Origin of the sequence: Vibrio bivalvicida (genome assembly GCF_001399455.2) — a bacterium.
Classification (GTDB): domain Bacteria; phylum Pseudomonadota; class Gammaproteobacteria; order Enterobacterales; family Vibrionaceae; genus Vibrio; species Vibrio bivalvicida.
On sequence record NZ_LLEI02000021.1, the window covers coordinates 508,647 to 525,313 of the forward strand.

General features: G+C 43.1%; 16 protein-coding genes. 13 read left to right on the top strand and 3 right to left on the bottom strand.

Going from position 1 to position 16,667, the window contains the following annotated elements; all coding sequences use genetic code 11:
* Positions 1 to 394 precede the first annotated feature (394 nt).
* Positions 395 to 2,374 (top strand): starch-binding protein, encoded by a 1,980-nt coding sequence (locus APB76_RS07550; RefSeq protein WP_054962222.1) that lies wholly within the window; start codon positions 395 to 397, stop codon positions 2,372 to 2,374.
* Positions 2,375 to 2,709: 335 nt separating this feature from the next.
* The gene (locus APB76_RS07555; protein WP_054962104.1) at positions 2,710 to 4,035 is read left to right on the top strand and encodes an MATE family efflux transporter; all 1,326 of its coding nucleotides are present in this window, start codon (positions 2,710 to 2,712) and stop codon (positions 4,033 to 4,035) included.
* A 6-nt stretch (positions 4,036 to 4,041) separates the two neighbouring features.
* Here APB76_RS07555 and APB76_RS07560 read toward each other — a convergent pair whose 3' ends face one another.
* The gene (locus APB76_RS07560; protein ID WP_054962105.1) at positions 4,042 to 4,884 is read right to left on the bottom strand and encodes a helix-turn-helix domain-containing protein; all 843 of its coding nucleotides are present in this window, start codon (positions 4,882 to 4,884) and stop codon (positions 4,042 to 4,044) included.
* 304 nt (positions 4,885 to 5,188) lie between these two features.
* Here APB76_RS07560 and bla point away from each other — a divergent pair, with 304 nt between their 5' ends.
* The 7 genes from bla to APB76_RS07590 all read left to right on the top strand — a co-directional run bounded on the left by bla (position 5,189) and on the right by APB76_RS07590 (position 10,629).
* Positions 5,189 to 6,058: a class A beta-lactamase gene (gene bla, locus APB76_RS07565; protein ID WP_167350314.1), complete on the top strand. Its 870-nt coding sequence runs from the start codon at positions 5,189 to 5,191 to the stop codon at positions 6,056 to 6,058.
* Positions 6,059 to 6,307: 249 nt separating this feature from the next.
* On the top strand, positions 6,308 to 7,552 hold the full coding sequence (locus tag APB76_RS07570) for a hypothetical protein (protein ID WP_054962107.1): 1,245 nt from the start codon (positions 6,308 to 6,310) through the stop codon (positions 7,550 to 7,552).
* Positions 7,553 to 7,945 carry a hypothetical protein gene (locus tag APB76_RS07575; protein WP_237767888.1) on the top strand — a complete coding sequence of 131 codons (393 nt, stop codon included), beginning with the start codon at positions 7,553 to 7,555 and terminating at the stop codon, positions 7,943 to 7,945.
* 382 nt (positions 7,946 to 8,327) lie between these two features.
* A complete protein-coding gene (locus APB76_RS22925) occupies positions 8,328 to 8,471 on the top strand; it encodes a hypothetical protein (protein WP_157633189.1) in 144 nt (47 codons plus the stop codon).
* 61 nt (positions 8,472 to 8,532) lie between these two features.
* Entirely contained in the window at positions 8,533 to 8,829 is a 297-nt protein-coding gene (locus APB76_RS07580; RefSeq protein ID WP_237767895.1) for a hypothetical protein, read from the top strand.
* A 144-nt stretch (positions 8,830 to 8,973) separates the two neighbouring features.
* On the top strand, positions 8,974 to 9,342 hold the full coding sequence (locus tag APB76_RS07585; protein WP_054962109.1) for a hypothetical protein: 369 nt from the start codon (positions 8,974 to 8,976) through the stop codon (positions 9,340 to 9,342).
* A gap of 456 nt (positions 9,343 to 9,798) precedes the next feature.
* Positions 9,799 to 10,629 carry an MBL fold metallo-hydrolase gene (locus APB76_RS07590; RefSeq protein WP_193395076.1) on the top strand — a complete coding sequence of 277 codons (831 nt, stop codon included), beginning with the start codon at positions 9,799 to 9,801 and terminating at the stop codon, positions 10,627 to 10,629.
* A gap of 168 nt (positions 10,630 to 10,797) precedes the next feature.
* On the opposite strand, the gene APB76_RS07595 is transcribed toward APB76_RS07590, so the two are convergent.
* Positions 10,798 to 11,598, bottom strand: coding sequence for an acyl-CoA thioesterase (locus APB76_RS07595; protein ID WP_054962111.1), 801 nt, complete (start codon positions 11,596 to 11,598; stop codon positions 10,798 to 10,800).
* A 512-nt stretch (positions 11,599 to 12,110) separates the two neighbouring features.
* On the opposite strand from APB76_RS07595, the gene APB76_RS07600 reads away from it, so the two are divergent.
* Positions 12,111 to 13,376 (top strand): RidA family protein, encoded by a 1,266-nt coding sequence (locus tag APB76_RS07600; protein ID WP_054962112.1) that lies wholly within the window; start codon positions 12,111 to 12,113, stop codon positions 13,374 to 13,376.
* Positions 13,377 to 13,567: 191 nt separating this feature from the next.
* On the opposite strand, the gene APB76_RS07605 is transcribed toward APB76_RS07600, so the two are convergent.
* Entirely contained in the window at positions 13,568 to 13,816 is a 249-nt protein-coding gene (locus APB76_RS07605; RefSeq protein ID WP_004746029.1) for a hypothetical protein, read from the bottom strand.
* A 249-nt stretch (positions 13,817 to 14,065) separates the two neighbouring features.
* Between APB76_RS07605 and APB76_RS07610 the strand changes: the two genes are divergently transcribed.
* The 3 genes from APB76_RS07610 to APB76_RS07620 are packed head-to-tail and all read left to right on the top strand — an operon-like array spanning position 14,066 to position 16,650.
* Positions 14,066 to 14,710 carry a hypothetical protein gene (locus tag APB76_RS07610; RefSeq protein ID WP_054962113.1) on the top strand — a complete coding sequence of 215 codons (645 nt, stop codon included), beginning with the start codon at positions 14,066 to 14,068 and terminating at the stop codon, positions 14,708 to 14,710.
* A gap of 9 nt (positions 14,711 to 14,719) precedes the next feature.
* Entirely contained in the window at positions 14,720 to 15,403 is a 684-nt protein-coding gene (locus APB76_RS07615; protein WP_054962114.1) for an ABC transporter ATP-binding protein, read from the top strand.
* Positions 15,391 to 16,650: an ABC transporter permease gene (locus APB76_RS07620; RefSeq protein ID WP_054962115.1), complete on the top strand. Its 1,260-nt coding sequence runs from the start codon at positions 15,391 to 15,393 to the stop codon at positions 16,648 to 16,650. The genes APB76_RS07615 and APB76_RS07620 overlap by 13 nt, the downstream gene beginning before the upstream one ends.
* Positions 16,651 to 16,667: the final 17 nt, after the last annotated feature.

Below are 16,667 nucleotides of genomic sequence, written 5' to 3' on the forward strand. Positions count from 1 at the left end.
AGCCTGTCAGCCTGTCAGGCTGACTCTTTCTTCCTTCCTTCCTTTCTTTCTTGACGCTGCTTTCCCTTTACTGTCTGTTCGTGTTTAACGTTCTAATTAGACGCTGTCTTGCTCATTATTTCGCCACATTAAGTGAGCCAGATCTAAGAGAGCTCTCAATTACCCACACCATTAGTGATTAGCATTAAAGATATAATCAAGACAAATGCATGTTGGTTAAAAATTGTGCAGCATTAAGATGGCTGTTGAATAAGGAGGCATCTCCTCTGTGCCCGACGTTCCTTACACCTGCAACGCTAACAAACAAAGCGCACACCAACCCCCGATTGAGTGGCCATATTACAAAGTGCAGCGTGTTCAACAGCCTGTGTCTAACTTTATGAATGAGAGATCTATGAAAAGAACAACGTTAATTGCACTCGCTGTGAGCTCTGGTCTTGCTCTCAGCCCTGTCGCACAAGCTGCCACCCCAAAAACCGCTTTTGTACACCTATTCGAATGGGGATGGGAAGATATTGCTACTGAATGTGAAACTTTTCTCGGGCCAAAAGGCTTCGCTGCAGTACAAGTTTCGCCACCGAATAAAACCATCTCTGGCAACCAGTGGTGGACACGCTATCAACCTGTCAGTTATGCGTTTGAAAGCCGAAGTGGTGATAGAGCCCAGTTTCAAAGCATGGTTCAACGATGTAAAGAAGCCGGTGTTGACATCTATCTTGATGCTGTAATCAACCACATGGCGGCGTGGAACCGTTCGTTTCCTGAAGTGCCTTATGGCAGTAATGACTTCCATACGTGTACCAGCAAAGATATTGATTATGGAAACCGCTGGCAGGTGCAAAACTGTGACCTAGTCGGGCTCAATGATCTAAAAACTGAGTCTGAGTATGTGCGCCAAAAGATCGCTGACTACATGAATGATGCGATCAGCATGGGGGTCGCTGGTTTCCGTATTGATGCAGCAAAACATATCCCCGCTGGCGATATTGAGGCGATCAAAAATAAACTTAACGGTAATCCCTACATCTTCCAAGAAGTCATTGGGGCTTACTCAGAGCCTGTCAAACCCTCCGAATACAAGCATATCGGTGATGTCACTGAGTTTGATTATGCTCGACGTGTGGGACCTGCATTTAGAAACAGTGACATTGCGAGCCTTCGCAACATCGGACACGAGCTTGAGCTTTCGAGTAGCGATGCAGTGACGTTCGTGACCAATCACGATGAAGAGAGACACAACCCCAATGGACCAATCTGGCATGGAGTCTCAGGTAATGGCTATAATCTAGCAAACATCTTTACCCTAGCGTACCCATATGGTTATCCAAAAATCATGTCGGGTTATTTCTTTGGTGGTGACTTCGATGCAGGCCCACCGAGCAACGGTGTTCATACAGGTGATGCCTGTGTTTTTGACGGCGGAAGCTGGGTATGTGAGCACAAATGGCGTGGAATTGCCAACATGGTCTCATTCAGAAACCATACGGCCGCAGAATGGAAAGTTACCGATTGGTGGCAAAACGGTAACGACCAAATCGCCTTCGGGCGCGGTGGTCTAGGTTATGTGGTGATCAACAAGCGCTATGGTAGTGATCTATCTCAACGTTTGTACACTGGCATGCCAGATAATGTCTACTGCAACATCATTGAGGCAAACTATGATGAGCAGACAGGGCAGTGTATTGGTGCTCCTGGATCACAAGGCCCATCGACGATCACAGTCAGCGGTGGCTACGCGGATTTCTCTGTTGCCGGTGATCATGCCGCTGCCATTCATGTTGGCGCTGTAGTGGGTGACGCATGTACAGACTGTGGGCCAGATCCAAAACCAGCGACAGAGCAAGAGATCTGTTTTGATAATCAGCAGAACTTCAGTTCTCCAACCCTGTACTATTGGAACGTAGCTAGTGAATCGAATATCGGTAATGCCACTTGGCCGGGTGTCCAAATGCAGCCTAAGAACGGCGTTTACTGCCATGACTTCGGTAGTAAGATAAGTAGCGCCCAAGTTATCTTTAGTGACAATGGTACTAACCAGACAGCTGACCTTACCGCATCTCAAGGTGCGTTCTGTTACCTTTCTGGTGTTTGGGCTCCGCTCAGCCAGTGTAATAATGAAGGTAACGAAGTATGGTATTTCCGAGGTACACCTAACCAATGGGGTCTCACTCAGCTAAGCTATGACGCTGCAACCAAAAAGTACTTTTCGATCCAGTCATTTAATGGAGAAGAGAGCCCTGCACGCTTTAAGATTGATAGTGGTAGTTGGACAGATGCTTATCCAAGCTCAGACTATGTAGTCAGTGACTACAAGACCTATCGGGTGTCTTTTGACAGCGACAGTAAAACTATAACAGTTGTCGAGCAGAACTAACTCACTATAAGGCTTCTATCTACCATCTGATGGAAGCCTTTGCTCCATTCCATTTTTGAGCGCTTGAACATTCATATCTTATTGACAGCAATTTGGGTTAGATTTGGTCATGTATACAACATTACTTCAATCTGACTACTGATCTTGTAGGTTAGTTACTCCCGTATAGAACCACTACTCGTGCCAACCAGTTAAGACATACTGTTGGTAGGTATACGTTTCACATCGTACAAAAACTAAAGATAAGCCGATTTTTGATAAATTATAGCTCTGCTAGTCATGCCCATCGGAAGGTAAAGTGTCTGTCTAATTCATTACCGATGAGAGAGTGCTACATGGACTTTGGACATGACCCGATAAAACGCTTATTTTTTAAATTATATTGGCCAACATTAACCGGAATGCTCACAATGGCGGCTTACCAACTAGCTGATGGCATTATTGTGGGTTACGGCGTTGGCACTATGGCGTTAGCGGGCATAAGTATGAGCTTCCCACTTTTGTTCGTTGCAATCTCGCTTGCTATGTTAATTGGCATTGGAAGTAGTATGGTTGTCGCGATAAAGCTAGGAGAAAACCAACCCACAGCCGCCAATCGAATTTTCCACTATAGTTGTAGCTTTTCTGTATTGATCTCTGTCTTTTTAGCTTGTGTATTACTGGCGTTTATCGACTCATGGGTTAGCCTACTTGGGGCCAGTGCTGATATCCAACCTTACCTAAAAGAATACTTAATGTACTGGGCGATATTTTTGCCTACGCTTTTCTTAAGATTTAGCTTTGGCTTCTTTGCCAATAACGACAAGTCCCCCCATGTTTCACGCAATGCAAATATTTTATCGAGTATTTTGAACGTCTTGCTCGATCTGTTTTTCATCCTCGTTTTAGAGTGGGGAATAAAAGGTGCTGCTATTGCAACGGGCATTTCTCAAACTGTTGCGGTCATATACATGGGGTACCATTTCTATCTTGGTGAAAAACACCTTTCGTTTGAAAATTATGTGTTTAGGGTACGAGATCGCGAACAAAAGCGAATTATAGGGTTAGGTTTTCCTATTTTTATCTCGGAAATTTCTGGTGCTTTGGCTTTTGCATTACTTAACAAAACAGTAATCGATCAAGGTGGAAGTGAGGCAGGCCCAGCTTTGGCGGTAATTAACTTCACGCTATTCCTCGTAATGAAGTTCCTTATTGGTGCTGCTTTCTCTGCGCAACCGGTATTTGGTTTCAACCACGGGGCCAAAAAACCGCAACGAATCGAAGAGCTGCTAAATTTTTCATTGAAATTCGTTTTTGTGATAGGCGTGGTGGCTTACACCTTCATTTATCTGTTCGCCGGCCAAATTGTCACTCTATTCAATGTTGTGAACCCTGAGGAGGTAGAGTTTGCGACTGAAGCGTTGTTATTATTCTATCCTGCTACGGCCTTTATGGGCGCAAACTTGATACTCGGAGCCTACTTTCAATCGGTAGAACAAGTGAAAACTGCAACTAGCTTAGCGCTAATGCGAGGCATTGTGTTAGTTACCTTTTTCTTAATGGTATTGCCAAAGTTTTTAGGAATAATGGGAATATGGTTAGCGATGCCATTGGCTGAGTTAGTGGCATTTTTGATCTCACTCCCTTTCATTGAATCTAAGAAGAAAGAACTGTACGTGTAGCTCAAGTTAGTCAGCTAGTGGTTTGCTTTGTTTGCTGCTGGCTGTCTTCGCTTGTTTCTTTCTCCATTGAGCTGGGGTCTGCCCTGTCACTTTTTTAAATTGGCGAATGAAGTGGGTAATGTCTTTCCAATCTAACTCACTGGCGATTTCTTGAACCGAAAGAGTACTGTGGGACAATCGGTAAGAGGCTTTCTTTATTCTAGCCTGACAGATCCACTCGCCAACAGTGAAACCGGTTTCCTTTTTAACTATGGTCGCGACATGGGAGGGGACGCGGTGAACCGCAGTTGCGACTTCTTTCAGTGAAATGGCAAAATTGCTATTTTGATTAATGAACCTTAATGCTTCTGAGGCTATTTTACTAATTGGGTTATGGTATTGCTCTAAATTCATACCTCGGTACATATCACCGAACAATATTGAGAGATAAGAGCGCAATAATGGTGTTGATTCAACACCTGATTGATTACTTTCGTTGCTCAAAGCTTCGAGAATCTGAACCAACCAAGAAAGTCGACCTGCATCAATGGGCACTGTAGGCAGTGCGCCATCTGACACTCGCTGAAAAGGTTGCATCAATAGACTGTCTTCATTGATGCCCAAACAGCCAATACAAAAAGACACTAAGTACATATCAACATGTTCAGCTCTTAGAGCTTTATGCGGTACTCCGGGAGGTATTATGATAATGGCCGGCGCAACAATTCTTATGTTTTCACCATAAACCATCTCGACAGAACCTTTGGTGAGCAAGGCTAGTCGGTGTTCTGGATGATGGGCTGTGTGTCCATGCTCTTCAAATGACATGTCAACGAAGTTTTCGACTTTGACATTGTGAATGTGCTCCATCCGCAGTTCCTTCGGCCATGAATCATAATATTTGCCGATTTTACCTCAAAGCTGACTCTATTGCATTCAGTGTCAATAAACTAGGATGAGCATATTGTGAAGAGTGAATAGCCACTAGGGTGAATTCCTAATATTTTACACATGCGTTGACCGGGCCGACTGGTTCGCTTTAATAAAGGGATACCTCACTCCAATAGTTCTCGATAGATTCTCTTATGACAAATTGCGAGGTGTACACCTCCTGTATCGCAAAGACTATAATCATCCACAATAATCTCAATGAATGTTTAAAATGAATAAATTGATAAAACCGCTGTTAACGCTCTACCTACTTGTGCCTTCTTTCTCGTTTGCTGTCACCACAGATTTTGTTGCGGTCGAGAAAGCGATAGAGCGACAAGAAGAAACCCTCTCCGCTCGTATTGGTGTAGCTGTTTTGAATGTTGAAACCGGAGCACTCTGGAGTTTTAGAGGTGACGAGCGCTTTCCGTTGACGAGCACATTTAAATCAATTGCCTGTGCAAAGTTGCTCTATGATGCAGACCAGAAAACAACTGAGCTTAAAAAGACAGTGACGGTCAATAGAGAAGGCCTTGTTGCCTATTCTCCAGTCTTAGAAGCTTACATCGATAAGGAGATTACTCTGGGTGATGCTTGCCAAGCAACGATGCTGACAAGCGATAATACAGCGGCAAATATTGTTATTGCATCGGTTGGTGGTACAGACAGTATCACAAGTTTTGTAAGAGAACTCGGAGACGAGAACACTCGTTTAGACCGAGTTGAACCAGAGCTAAACGAGGCATTGCCAAACGATCCAAGGGATACGACAACACCTATTTCCATGACAAACACCTTGAATGAATTGGTATTCGGGGCGGTACTTTCCGAAAACAGCCGTGCGCAATTAATAGATTGGATGAAGAGAAATGAAGTGACAGGTAACTTATTGCGTTCGGTATTGCCTGTTGGCTGGGAAATAGCAGACCGTTCAGGTGCTGGCGGCTTCGGTGCGAGAAGTATTAATGCGGTCGTTTGGCTAGATAAAAAATCGCCGATCATTGTCAGTATCTATGTTATTCAGACTGATGCTTCTATGGATCAGCGAAATCTGGCAATAGTCGAAATCGGTAAGTCGATTTTCGACCTATTCACTGGCGGCACACAGCCATAGTTTTAGTCCTATCAATCATAAGTATGAAATTCAGAGATTGGTGATCTTTTAGACTGTAACAAACTAGATTACAGCCAAGCTAATCTGAACTACCTAGTTTAGAGCATCAGTTCTAAGCCTTCATTATGATTGTTTGGCTTGTCAAAGTGACCTTTTGGGTAGTGAAGTCATCAGAGCATATTATTGGGAATGATAAATCATTGAAAATATTGTTATCATCCTTTTTATTTATCAGTAAACCCGACTCCAATGAGATATGAATCTGCTCCTGTAGTTCCAGAAGTAAGACAAGAAACCACAAGAGAGCGTGCAGCACATCAACGCCTAGAACGCAGGACTGAATTAAAGTATTCAGAAAGTGATGAAGAACGATGGGCAGAAAACCGAAAAAGAGTCATTGCTGAACGTGAAAAAGCAGCACAGGTCTTTGAACTTGGTTGGATGCAATCGCCAGTGACACAGTCACAAGAGGCGCTGTGGGCAAGTCTGTTTACAGATGAAACCAAAGAAGATCAAAAGCAATATATTAAGCAGTGCAATGCCCATTTGAATGAGCCAGTGCGTCAGGGCGAGATTGTTTTGTTACCCACGGGAGAGCCAAAAACTTCTGATGATCAACGCTTGTTTGATGAATGGCTGGAACAAGCGAAAATTGCCAGTGCTGAGCTAGGCAAGTTAGTGGATGAAGAAGTCGCCACGCTCAATCGTCACTTTGATTTATTTTCTCATCAGTTAGATGAACGGATCCGTAATGATGGGTTGCCTTCAGATTACTATGCACAAGTGGCAACAGGGGTGGGAGCAACATCAGCGTTGGTCGAGCAGAATCTGAAAAATATTCAGAATGTGCTGTTAGAAATCAATACTCTGCATGTGAAGCATCTCGAAACCAAGCGTAAAGTGGGCTATGTCAATTTTGATCGATTTTTTGAACAGCGTGCCGCTTTGTTTAAAAAACTGGATGGTTCGTTTGCTATGTTGTCTAAACGAAGTGTTCAACTTCCGATTCACACGCAAGTCAAGCGTAATCTCAACCTCTCCTCAAGATCAATGATCCATAATGCTGATGAGATTCTCAAGAAAGGGTTTGTGAAAGACTTAGGGAAAAGGATTGCCAATATTGCGATTGGGATTTCAGCATCTAAAGGCTTGGGTTACATCGGTCTCACTGTTGGAGCGGTAAGCGGCGTCAATAACATTTATGAAGCCTGTAAGGTGGATGGCTCAGGGAATTGTGGTAAGACGACAACACGTGAAATCGGTGGTTTTATCGGTGGCGTGGCTGGTGGTATTAAAGGTGGTAGTTCTGGCGTTGGGCTTGCTGTTGGTGCGGTAATACTTATCGTTGGTACTACTGCGTCCGCTCCTGTGCTTGCTCTTGCTGCTATTGGTGGTGCGGTTGCTGGTGGTTTTGTCGGTGGTGTAGCTGGTTCTACTCTCGGCAAAGCTGGAGGTGATCTTGTTTATGACGTTTATGAATGGGTGGTGGAATAAATGTCAAATGCTGCTTGGTGGGAGTTCTTTATTATGATCCCTGCTGTTATTTTGGGGGGCTATGCTATTTTTTGGTCTGTTCCTGCGGTAGTTATGGTTTCTATAGTGTCTCTAGGGAGTCTTAAACATATTATTTTTATGGATGGACAATTAGCTAAAGATTTGAATAAGTATTATGACGAAAAAGGCTATATGCGTCCTAGATATCAATTGTCTTGGGAGATAGGGAGCCGTTGTTTTGATTATTGGGTTAAATATCCATTTATTCGTAAGAGAGTCACGTCAGAATCAAAGAAGTTTAAAGTCTTTATGTGGGTTAATGCGTTAGGTATGTGGAGTTGGGTCGGTGTTTTTTGTTTTGGTCTAATCGGAAAAGTTTTTAATGTGATTTAACTATTCTGGGTTTCGGTGAGCTGCATGAGTGGTTGAGTTACACTCGATAACTCTAACTCTCTATAACTTAAAAGTTTTAGTGCGCACTTAAACATAAACCAACCTGTTCGCTAGTGCGATCTAACTCATCGCACTAGCTCTTCACAATGACTTTGTCCTACCTGAAGTTGTTGACTATTTTCCAAATTAGACAAGCGCTGACATAGTTTTGTCCAGAACCTTCATGGCGGGCACTTCTAGCTCAGAAATGCCCCGAAACGTGTTGTGAGCTAGTGTACGAACATAGATTTTCAGTTAATTTTGACATACAAAAAAGTAATGATTGTCAAAAGGCAAGACCTGACCCCCTTATTCGGTATCAGCCGTATCAGGCATCGCTTTAGTGATTGGTGTGACCGTTTCGGCTCCTATCCTGGCGACTGCAGCAATTGGTGGGGCTGTGGCAGGTGGTCTTGTTGGTGGTGTTGCTGGTTCTACTGCTAGTAAATGGTTTGTGGATGAAATGTATGCGTGGGGTTCTGAATAGTGATTAAGGATATTGCATTTGTTTTTTTTACTATGCTGTAGTGTGGTCTGTACCTGCTGTGATGATGAATGCGGTTGTATCTTTAGGTAGCTTTAGACATATTATTTTCATGGATAAGCAGCTTGCGAAAGATCTTAGCAAATATTATGACGAAAAAGGCTATATGCGCCCTAAATATCAACTGTCTTGGGAGGTAGGACGTCGGTGCGTTGATTACTGGGTTAAATATCCATTCATTCGTCATCGAGTGACAACCAAATCTACTAAGTTCAAATTGTTTATGTGGATTAACGCATTAGGTATGTGGAGCTACATTTTCTCTTTTGGGTTGATGATACTTGGAAAATACTTTATTTAACCGCTTTACTCGTTCTCGAAGTGCCATCATGAAACTTATTCCCAGAGGGGATTCCTCCGCTTCTTTAGCAACCATTGATGTAGTTAAAAATGGGGAGCTGATGTAATTTATGAAAAGGTTGAAGACGTTTTGGATAGTAGATAAATGTTGGATTGGTTGATGGTTTTTTTCGGTGTTATTGCTATTGTCTGGTGTTTTCCATCAGTGATTGTATTGCCAGTGATCTCGTTAGGTAGTTTTAAACACATTATTTTTATAGATAAGCAGTTAGCGAAAGATTTAAATAAGTATTACGACGATAAAGGTTATATGCGACCGGAGTATCAAGCATCTTGGGATGTCGGAAGTCGGTTTACTAATTATTGCATTGCGTATCCTTTTATTCGGCATCGTGAAACAACGAATTCTAAAAAGTTTAAGGCTTTTATGTGGTGGAATGCTTTGGGGTTTTGGAGTTGGATAATGGTTTTCTTTCTGGCTATCCTCGAGAAAGGTCTAGGTATTGGACTCTGACGGAACATAACTACATTATCTGCACCTCAACCAAGCCTGTTCGCTAGTGCGATCTAACTCGTCGCACTAGCTCTTCACAATGACTTTGTCCTACCTGAAGTTGTTGATTATTTTCCAAATTAGAAAAACGCTGACATAGTCTTGTCCAGAACCTTGATGGCGGGCACTTCTAGCTCAGAAATGCCCCAAAGTTTGTTTGGATAACCCCAAAATTTCATAAGATTAATTTAGTCAACAGAGTCAATTCAAGAACTCTCATTTCTAAAAAGAGTTGTATCCCCATCCGAATGCTGTAGTTCTATCGCTAGGCCACAAAGTAAATAGAGTACCTTTTGCCTTGATTATGCAATAAATTGCAATCAAAATCGTAGATCCCTTTTGGACTGGCTGAGCGCTCAAGAAGTGTCTTGGTAAGTCAGAACTCAAACTAAGCAGTAAGTGTTTGCAGGTGATTTCGTGAAAAAAATTATATTAGGTGTCCTTTTCAGTGCATCGGTCTTTGCTTCCTCAAGCAAAGACGTTCCAACGATGGATGATAAGAACGGTTATGTAGAACCGTTTCAGATGTTTGATAGTGTTTATTATATTGGGGACAAATGGGTTTCATCATATGCAATTGATACAGATGACGGACTAGTGATAATTGATACACTTGATTTCCCTTATTCTAAGTGGATTCCTATCAATCTTGAGAAGCTAGGGTTAGAAGATGAGCCAATAACGCACATCTTGGTAACGCATGGGCATTCTGACCATGTTGGGGGCGCTCAGTTACTTCAGAAGATGTATGGATCTTCTAAAGTTGTGATGACTAAAAGCGCTCATGAGCTATCCATACAGCAATCAAACAAAAGCAAAGGTGAGAATAAGTTTCTTCCACCAACCCTAGACATAGAGATAAAAAGCGATACCTCTATGGTTATTGGTGGTCATGAGTTTAAGTTCTATCTCACACCGGGTCACACCGAAGGTGATTTTTCCCTAGATTTTACAGTCAAAGATAAAGGCGCTGAACATCGTGCTTTTATCGTTGGTGGCCATAGCGTAAGTGGCAACGACCCAAAAATGATTGAACAGTTCTTAAGTAGTATGGAGAAAATTAGAAAGATTTCACTCCAGCCGCCTGTAGTGAGCGTTAACCTTTCGAACCATCCACATAAAAATTACCTATTTGAGAACAGGGAGAAGCTAGGTGCAAATGGGAACCCATTTATTAGTGAGACAAACTTCTTCATGTTCCTTAAGCAACAAGAAAATTTAGCTAAGAATAAAATAAAAGGGTTATAACAATTCTTCAGATAATGTGTAGCCTTCGCTGCTGGGTTAAAAGTTTAGCGGTACCCAAGATAATCCGTTAAATGCTAAATTAGCAAAGTCACTGAAAAGCTTCTGTCCAATTGTGAGCTACAGCAGGATACAAAATCTCCCGCAGGAAGTTGCTATCTGATGCCACTACTAGCTAAATACCGCGACACTTTGTCGACTGATCGCGATGAGTTCTCCTGAATTGTCCCAAATGTCCGCTTCTAAGTGAGCGTACCCGTTAGCCGCTTGGCGTGTCGTCGCTTTATACGCGAGAAACTCGTCAGGCCTCATGGGTTGATGAGGGTGAATGAACTCTAGATTCCACATCATGGTACTTGCTGGCGCAGGCTGACTCATCATCTGTAATACCGCTGGTGGCCACGCATCAATCAAGCAGATCAAGTGCGCGTCGGTGATTTCTTGGGGTGCATGTTTAAAGCGCATCCAACCTGATAGGTCTGAAACCATCTTACCGCTGTAGGGCATCTCACCTTGTGCTATGGCTAAGTCTATGTTGCCTATAAAGCTGGGAGTGACCCCCTGAATCACTGGTACTCTTGGCAGAGACAGTGGCGATGGCATTTCATGAATGTCGAGACTCGGTACTTCAATCTCAGAAAAGCGCTCGATACCAAAACAAGCTTGTTGAATAACCGCGACCTGATCGTTTTGAATGATACGTGCGGCTAACTGCGACGCACTTTTACCTTCACGGAGTAGCTCAATCTCAAATGTGAAAGGGGTCTCGGCAAGTAAAGGCCCAACAAAGTTCGTTGTTAATGATCGTAATGGTCTATTGCCTTCGACATGCTGTCTCATAGCGGCATAGAGTATAGCTGCAGACAATCCACCAAATGCAGTTCTACCTTGCCCCCAACTTTCTGGAAAGGTCATGGATTCTTGATTGATGATGCAATGCTTGGCTTGTTGTAACAATTGGTCAATATGCATGGTCTGGAATTTGTTGCTAAATTGTTATTTAAATCTATTCTGGTCAGACCTGTTTTGTCAATGATATGGCAAGAGTAGTGGCGATAAATGTCGGATAGGGTCGATTAAGGTGATTACTATGACACAAGACAATTTATGCAGTGGAGATGAGATAAATCGCAGTGTGAAAAGTGGTGTCGTGGTGTTGCTAAGGGAATCTTGTGAAGCTGCTATCAGATTTAGACGAAAGTCTGCGTATTGTGATAAATCTTAGCTGAGTATGTATGCACTTTTAACGCAAGACTAAGTCTTTAAATTAAATAATCTTCTAATTAAGCTGCACAAATTAGGATATTTAATCTCGTAATGACTAAATATCCTGATTGAGAGGGCTTTCTAGTGAAATTAGATCTTGATTGCCATCACAAATAGCCGTGAATATTTCACTTACTATCATGTCACTTTAATTCCAATAACGAAAACCTACCCAAGATAAATTATATCTAGCGTGAAATAGAAGGATAAAAATCGACATGAGTGGCGCAATTATTAAAGTTTCAAGAAACACCGAAAATGCACCCGTTTCAGAGCTTTCTACGCAAAGCGTAGCATTCTCTCACTACAACAATATTTCTGCGCAATTACCTCTAGACCCTACAACGGGTGAGATTGTCGTCGGTGATGTTAAAGACCAAGCGAAACAATGTTTAAGCAATATTAAGGCGATTGTTGAAAGTATTGACCACGTCATGGACGACGTTGTTCGCATCAATGTTCACCTGAAGAACATTTCAGATCTGGCAGCTGTGGATGAGGTATATTCGACCTTCTTCCCTAACTTGCTACCAACGCGCACGACCGTAGCTGTCAACGCACTACCACATGGCGACGCTCTGGTTCAAATGGACGCACTTATCTCAAACGGTGAAGGCACAGCACCTCAAGAGCCTTGCGCACTGATCAAGCTATCTACAGACAGCAAAAAAGCCCCATTCAGCCCTGTATCGACTCAGACCGTCGCATTTTCTCACTACAATAATATTTCTGCGCAACTACCTATCGATGCTGAAACAGGCAAGTTAGTCGAAGGTAGTGTGCAAGAGCAAACCGCGCAGTGTCTGAAAAACATCAAAGCGATTATGGAAAGCATTGATGTACCATTCGACGACATTGTTAAGGTTAATGTTTACCTTAAAGATCTCGCTGACATGGCAGCTGTTGATGAGGCATACAGCACTTTCTTCCCAGATTCGTCAATCGCGCGTACTTTAGGCTACGTACCAGCGCGCACCTTTGTTTCAGTGGCTGATCTACCAATGGGCGCTCGCGTTCAGATTGATGCGGTTGTTTCGCACGGTGACGGTACACCACCGCAAGAGGTTGAAGACAGACACGGTATTGTTATCAGAGCTCACAACACTGAAAACGCACCAATCAACCCGCTACACACTCAGACAGTCGCCTTCTCGCACTACAATCATATTGCAGCGCAGTTACCTATGAAAGCTAACGTGAGCCAACTTGTTTCCGGTGGTGCAAAAGATCAGGCTGCGCAATGTCTCAACAATATCAAAGCGATCGTTGAAAGTATTGATCATGTGATGGACGATATCGTCAAGGTCAACATCCAACTACGTGATATGGCAGATTTAGAAGCAGTGAATGAAGTGTATAAGACATACTTTGAGCGTGAGCTTCCTGCGCGTACTGTTGTCGGTGTATCAGAAATTGCTATGGGTGCACTAGTACAAATTGATGCAGTGGTGTCTAACGGTGAAGGCACACCGCCAAACGCATAAGAATAGATTCTAAATATAATTAAATAAGAGACTGGTTAATTATAATTGGTCTCTTTTTATTTATAATAACTGGATGTTTATCCGAAATATTGGATAGTGTTTGTTTTTTGTTATTATCGGTGAGAGTTTAAAGTTAGTTTTAGTTAAAATTAAGCCCGCATAAATGCAGGCTTATTATCTGTTTATTTTGATTAGTGGGGGCGTTTAGGTCCATTTCGAACCAAATCTTGGCCTGTCTGGAATACCTCTTCTGTTACCCAACGACCTAACACCAGTTGATGCTTATCGTCTAATACTGCTACAAATCGACGTCCGTCACTGTTATTGGTTGCTAATACTACGCCCGCAGCATTGCTTAGTCCTAGAACGCCACTTTCTACCGCAACGAGGAACGCTTCAAGTTCGGTTAGGTCAGCAATAATTCTATCGTCATTAATCATTGGATTTGTCTCTGTCTACTTCTGTTTTTACGACCACATTGAATCAACGGGTGGTTTAATCTTGCCGCTACTTTAACGATCATAGTGCTTAAATGCTACCGCCGCACCTTCATCAATGGCTTATACCTTAACCATTTAATCCTCTTTTCGACCATTCACTCCCGATTTTTTCCATTTGTCACATAGTGCTGCAGTCTTTTTGTTGTCTAGTTAGTCTTTCACTATCAAAACAGGCAAGGGAATAGGCAAATGAATTCAGCAAAATTAGCAGGTATCTTGGGTGTGGGCTTACTTATGGCGGCACATGTTATGGCTGCCCCAAGCGAAGAGTTGATCGCGCAATATAATCTCGCCGCAGAAGGCGATGAAGACAAAGTTGAACAGGTGTATCAGCAACTCGAACAACAGATTTCACAGCAAGGTGTTGATCCATTGAGCTTAGTTTATTTGGGCAGTACCCAAACCCTAATGGGGCGAGACGCGTTTATGCCTTGGAACAAGATGAAGTACACCGAGCAAGGGCTTGCGACCATCAGCAAAGGGTTGGACTTATTGCACGCTCAAGCCACACCTATTGAACAGCAAGACTATCGTCAGGGGTTACCTGAGTCGTTGCTTGCGAGATCGATAGCGGGCTCAACCTTTACTTCTTTACCCGATATGTTTAATCACTTTGAACGTGGTTATGACATCTTCCTTGATTTGTTAGCCGATAACTCATTCACCACGCAGCACTACGACGCGATCTCTTGGGTTTATATTTACGCCATTCAAGCAGCACTAAGAGCGGAAGATAAGCCTCAAGCTAAAAAATGGGTAGCGGAGATGCAAGCTCGTAACCCTAACCACCCGATGACATTACAAGCAACAGCCATTTTAGATTCGGCTGCTTAAGGAGGCGTTATGATTCGTTTCGAGCAACTCAGTAAGACATATCGAATAGGGCAACAGCAAGTTGAAGCCTTGAGCCAGGTCAGTGGTGAGATCAATAAAGGTGAGATGGTCGCCTTGTGTGGTCCTTCAGGTTCAGGAAAAAGTACTCTGTTAAATATACTAGGGCTACTGGATATGGACTATCAAGGCTCAATAGAGTTATCTGGTACAGCATACCCAAAAGATAACCTAAAAGCCGCTCAAATGCGTCGAAATCAACTGGGGTTTGTATTTCAGAAGTTCAATCTAATACCTGTGATGACGGCGTGGGAAAATGTTGCGTATCCACTGATGTTGAATGGTTACTCTCTTCAAGATCAGAAACGAAAATCCATCGAAATTTTGGACAAAGTTGGTTTGAAAGAATTTGCCAACCATCGCCCAGATAACCTCTCTGGTGGGCAACAACAGCGAGTTGCAATTGCCAGAGCATTGATACACAAGCCACAAATGGTGATCGCCGATGAACCAACCGCAAGTTTAGACAGCCACACCGCCTCGGTCGTTATTGATCTGATGAAAAGCCTTGGGCACGAGTTTGACACAACTTTCATTGTTGCCACACACGACCCACGTATGGCGGTGCAGTGTGACCGAAGCATCGACCTACTAGACGGTACGATTAATAAGGAGCCAATGAAATGGGCAAGCTAATTCCACAATCATTGCGTATTGCGTATCTTAACCTACAGCGAAATAAACGTCGTAGCGTTTTGTCGTTATTGATCATTGCGATCGCTATTTTTGCTTTAACATCGGCTGGTGGATTCGGGCTTTATACCTATGACTCTCTGCAAGAGTCGACGGCAAGAGATACTGGCCATTTAACTATCAGCCAGCCCGGATTTTTTGAGAAAGATGAAGAGATGCCACTCGCAAATGGTTTAGCTGACGGGACTCAACTTACTCAACGCATTTTAGCTAATAACAAAGTTCGTGGGGTTCAGCCGAGAATTGAGTTTACAGGGCTTGTGTCTAACGGCAGTAAATCAACCATTTTTGTTGGCACAGGAGTCAATGAGCGTGAATTTGATATGAAGGGGCCATTTTTGGATGTGCGCCAAGGCAAAACGTTGTCGAGCATTCAATCATCACGTTACGACCCAAGTGAGCCAGAAGTGATGCTAGGTGTGGATTTGGCTCGCAACTTAAGTGTTGAACCCGGAGACTGGGTGACGTTATTGGCAACAACAAGCGATGGTGCGCTCAACGCCTATGACTATAAGGTAAGAGGCATTTACTCAACGGGTGTTCCTGAACTCGACAAGCGTCAGCTTTATATTCACATTAAATCTGCCCAAGAGCTTTTGAGTAGCGACAGGGTAAGTACATTGTCGGTATTCTTGTTCGACACAGAGCAAACACTGCCAATGAAACAATGGGTAGAAGCGCAACTTGCAGCGATGGATCTTAAACAACCTGTAGAAATCACGCCTTGGCAAGATCGCGCGTTTTTCTATACCAAGGTGAAAGATCTTTATGACCGTATCTTTGGCATCATGGGCGCGGTAATGGCTTTGGTCGTGTTTGTTGCGTTGTTTAATACCATGACAATGTCGGTCACTGAACGCACAAGAGAGATTGGAACACTTTCGGCTCTAGGTACTTACCCAGGTGAGATTGTATCTGGGTTTGTTAGAGAATCTGCTCTGCTTGCCATGATTGGAGCCTCGATTGGTGGGGTGTTGAGTTTTGTCGTTAGCCTATTGCTTATGGTGGTTGATGTGCAAATGCCACCTCCTCCTGGTCGAAGCGAGGGTTATCCGCTTAATATCTATTTTTCACCAGAGCTACTTATCACAACGGCAATAGGTGTGTTGATCATTTGTGTTGTCGCAGCATGGTTATCGGCATCGAAAGGAGTTAAGAAACCAATCACGGAGGCACTGATTTATGTTTAGTTCGATTAAAAAGATAG

Coding starts and splice junctions, on each gene's coding strand:
- APB76_RS07555 (WP_054962104.1), top strand. CDS start 2,710: ATGGACTTTGGACATGACCCGATAAAACGCTTATTTTTTAAATTATAT.
- APB76_RS07550 (WP_054962222.1), top strand. CDS start 395: ATGAAAAGAACAACGTTAATTGCACTCGCTGTGAGCTCTGGTCTTGCT.
- APB76_RS07620 (WP_054962115.1), top strand. CDS start 15,391: ATGGGCAAGCTAATTCCACAATCATTGCGTATTGCGTATCTTAACCTA.
- APB76_RS07595 (WP_054962111.1), bottom strand. CDS start 11,598: ATGCATATTGACCAATTGTTACAACAAGCCAAGCATTGCATCATCAAT.
- APB76_RS07600 (WP_054962112.1), top strand. CDS start 12,111: ATGAGTGGCGCAATTATTAAAGTTTCAAGAAACACCGAAAATGCACCC.
- APB76_RS07605 (WP_004746029.1), bottom strand. CDS start 13,816: ATGATTAATGACGATAGAATTATTGCTGACCTAACCGAACTTGAAGCG.
- APB76_RS07570 (WP_054962107.1), top strand. CDS start 6,308: ATGAGATATGAATCTGCTCCTGTAGTTCCAGAAGTAAGACAAGAAACC.
- APB76_RS07615 (WP_054962114.1), top strand. CDS start 14,720: ATGATTCGTTTCGAGCAACTCAGTAAGACATATCGAATAGGGCAACAG.
- APB76_RS07560 (WP_054962105.1), bottom strand. CDS start 4,884: ATGGAGCACATTCACAATGTCAAAGTCGAAAACTTCGTTGACATGTCA.
- APB76_RS07580 (WP_237767895.1), top strand. CDS start 8,533: ATGATGAATGCGGTTGTATCTTTAGGTAGCTTTAGACATATTATTTTC.
- APB76_RS07585 (WP_054962109.1), top strand. CDS start 8,974: ATGTTGGATTGGTTGATGGTTTTTTTCGGTGTTATTGCTATTGTCTGG.
- APB76_RS07610 (WP_054962113.1), top strand. CDS start 14,066: ATGAATTCAGCAAAATTAGCAGGTATCTTGGGTGTGGGCTTACTTATG.
- APB76_RS07575 (WP_237767888.1), top strand. CDS start 7,553: ATGTCAAATGCTGCTTGGTGGGAGTTCTTTATTATGATCCCTGCTGTT.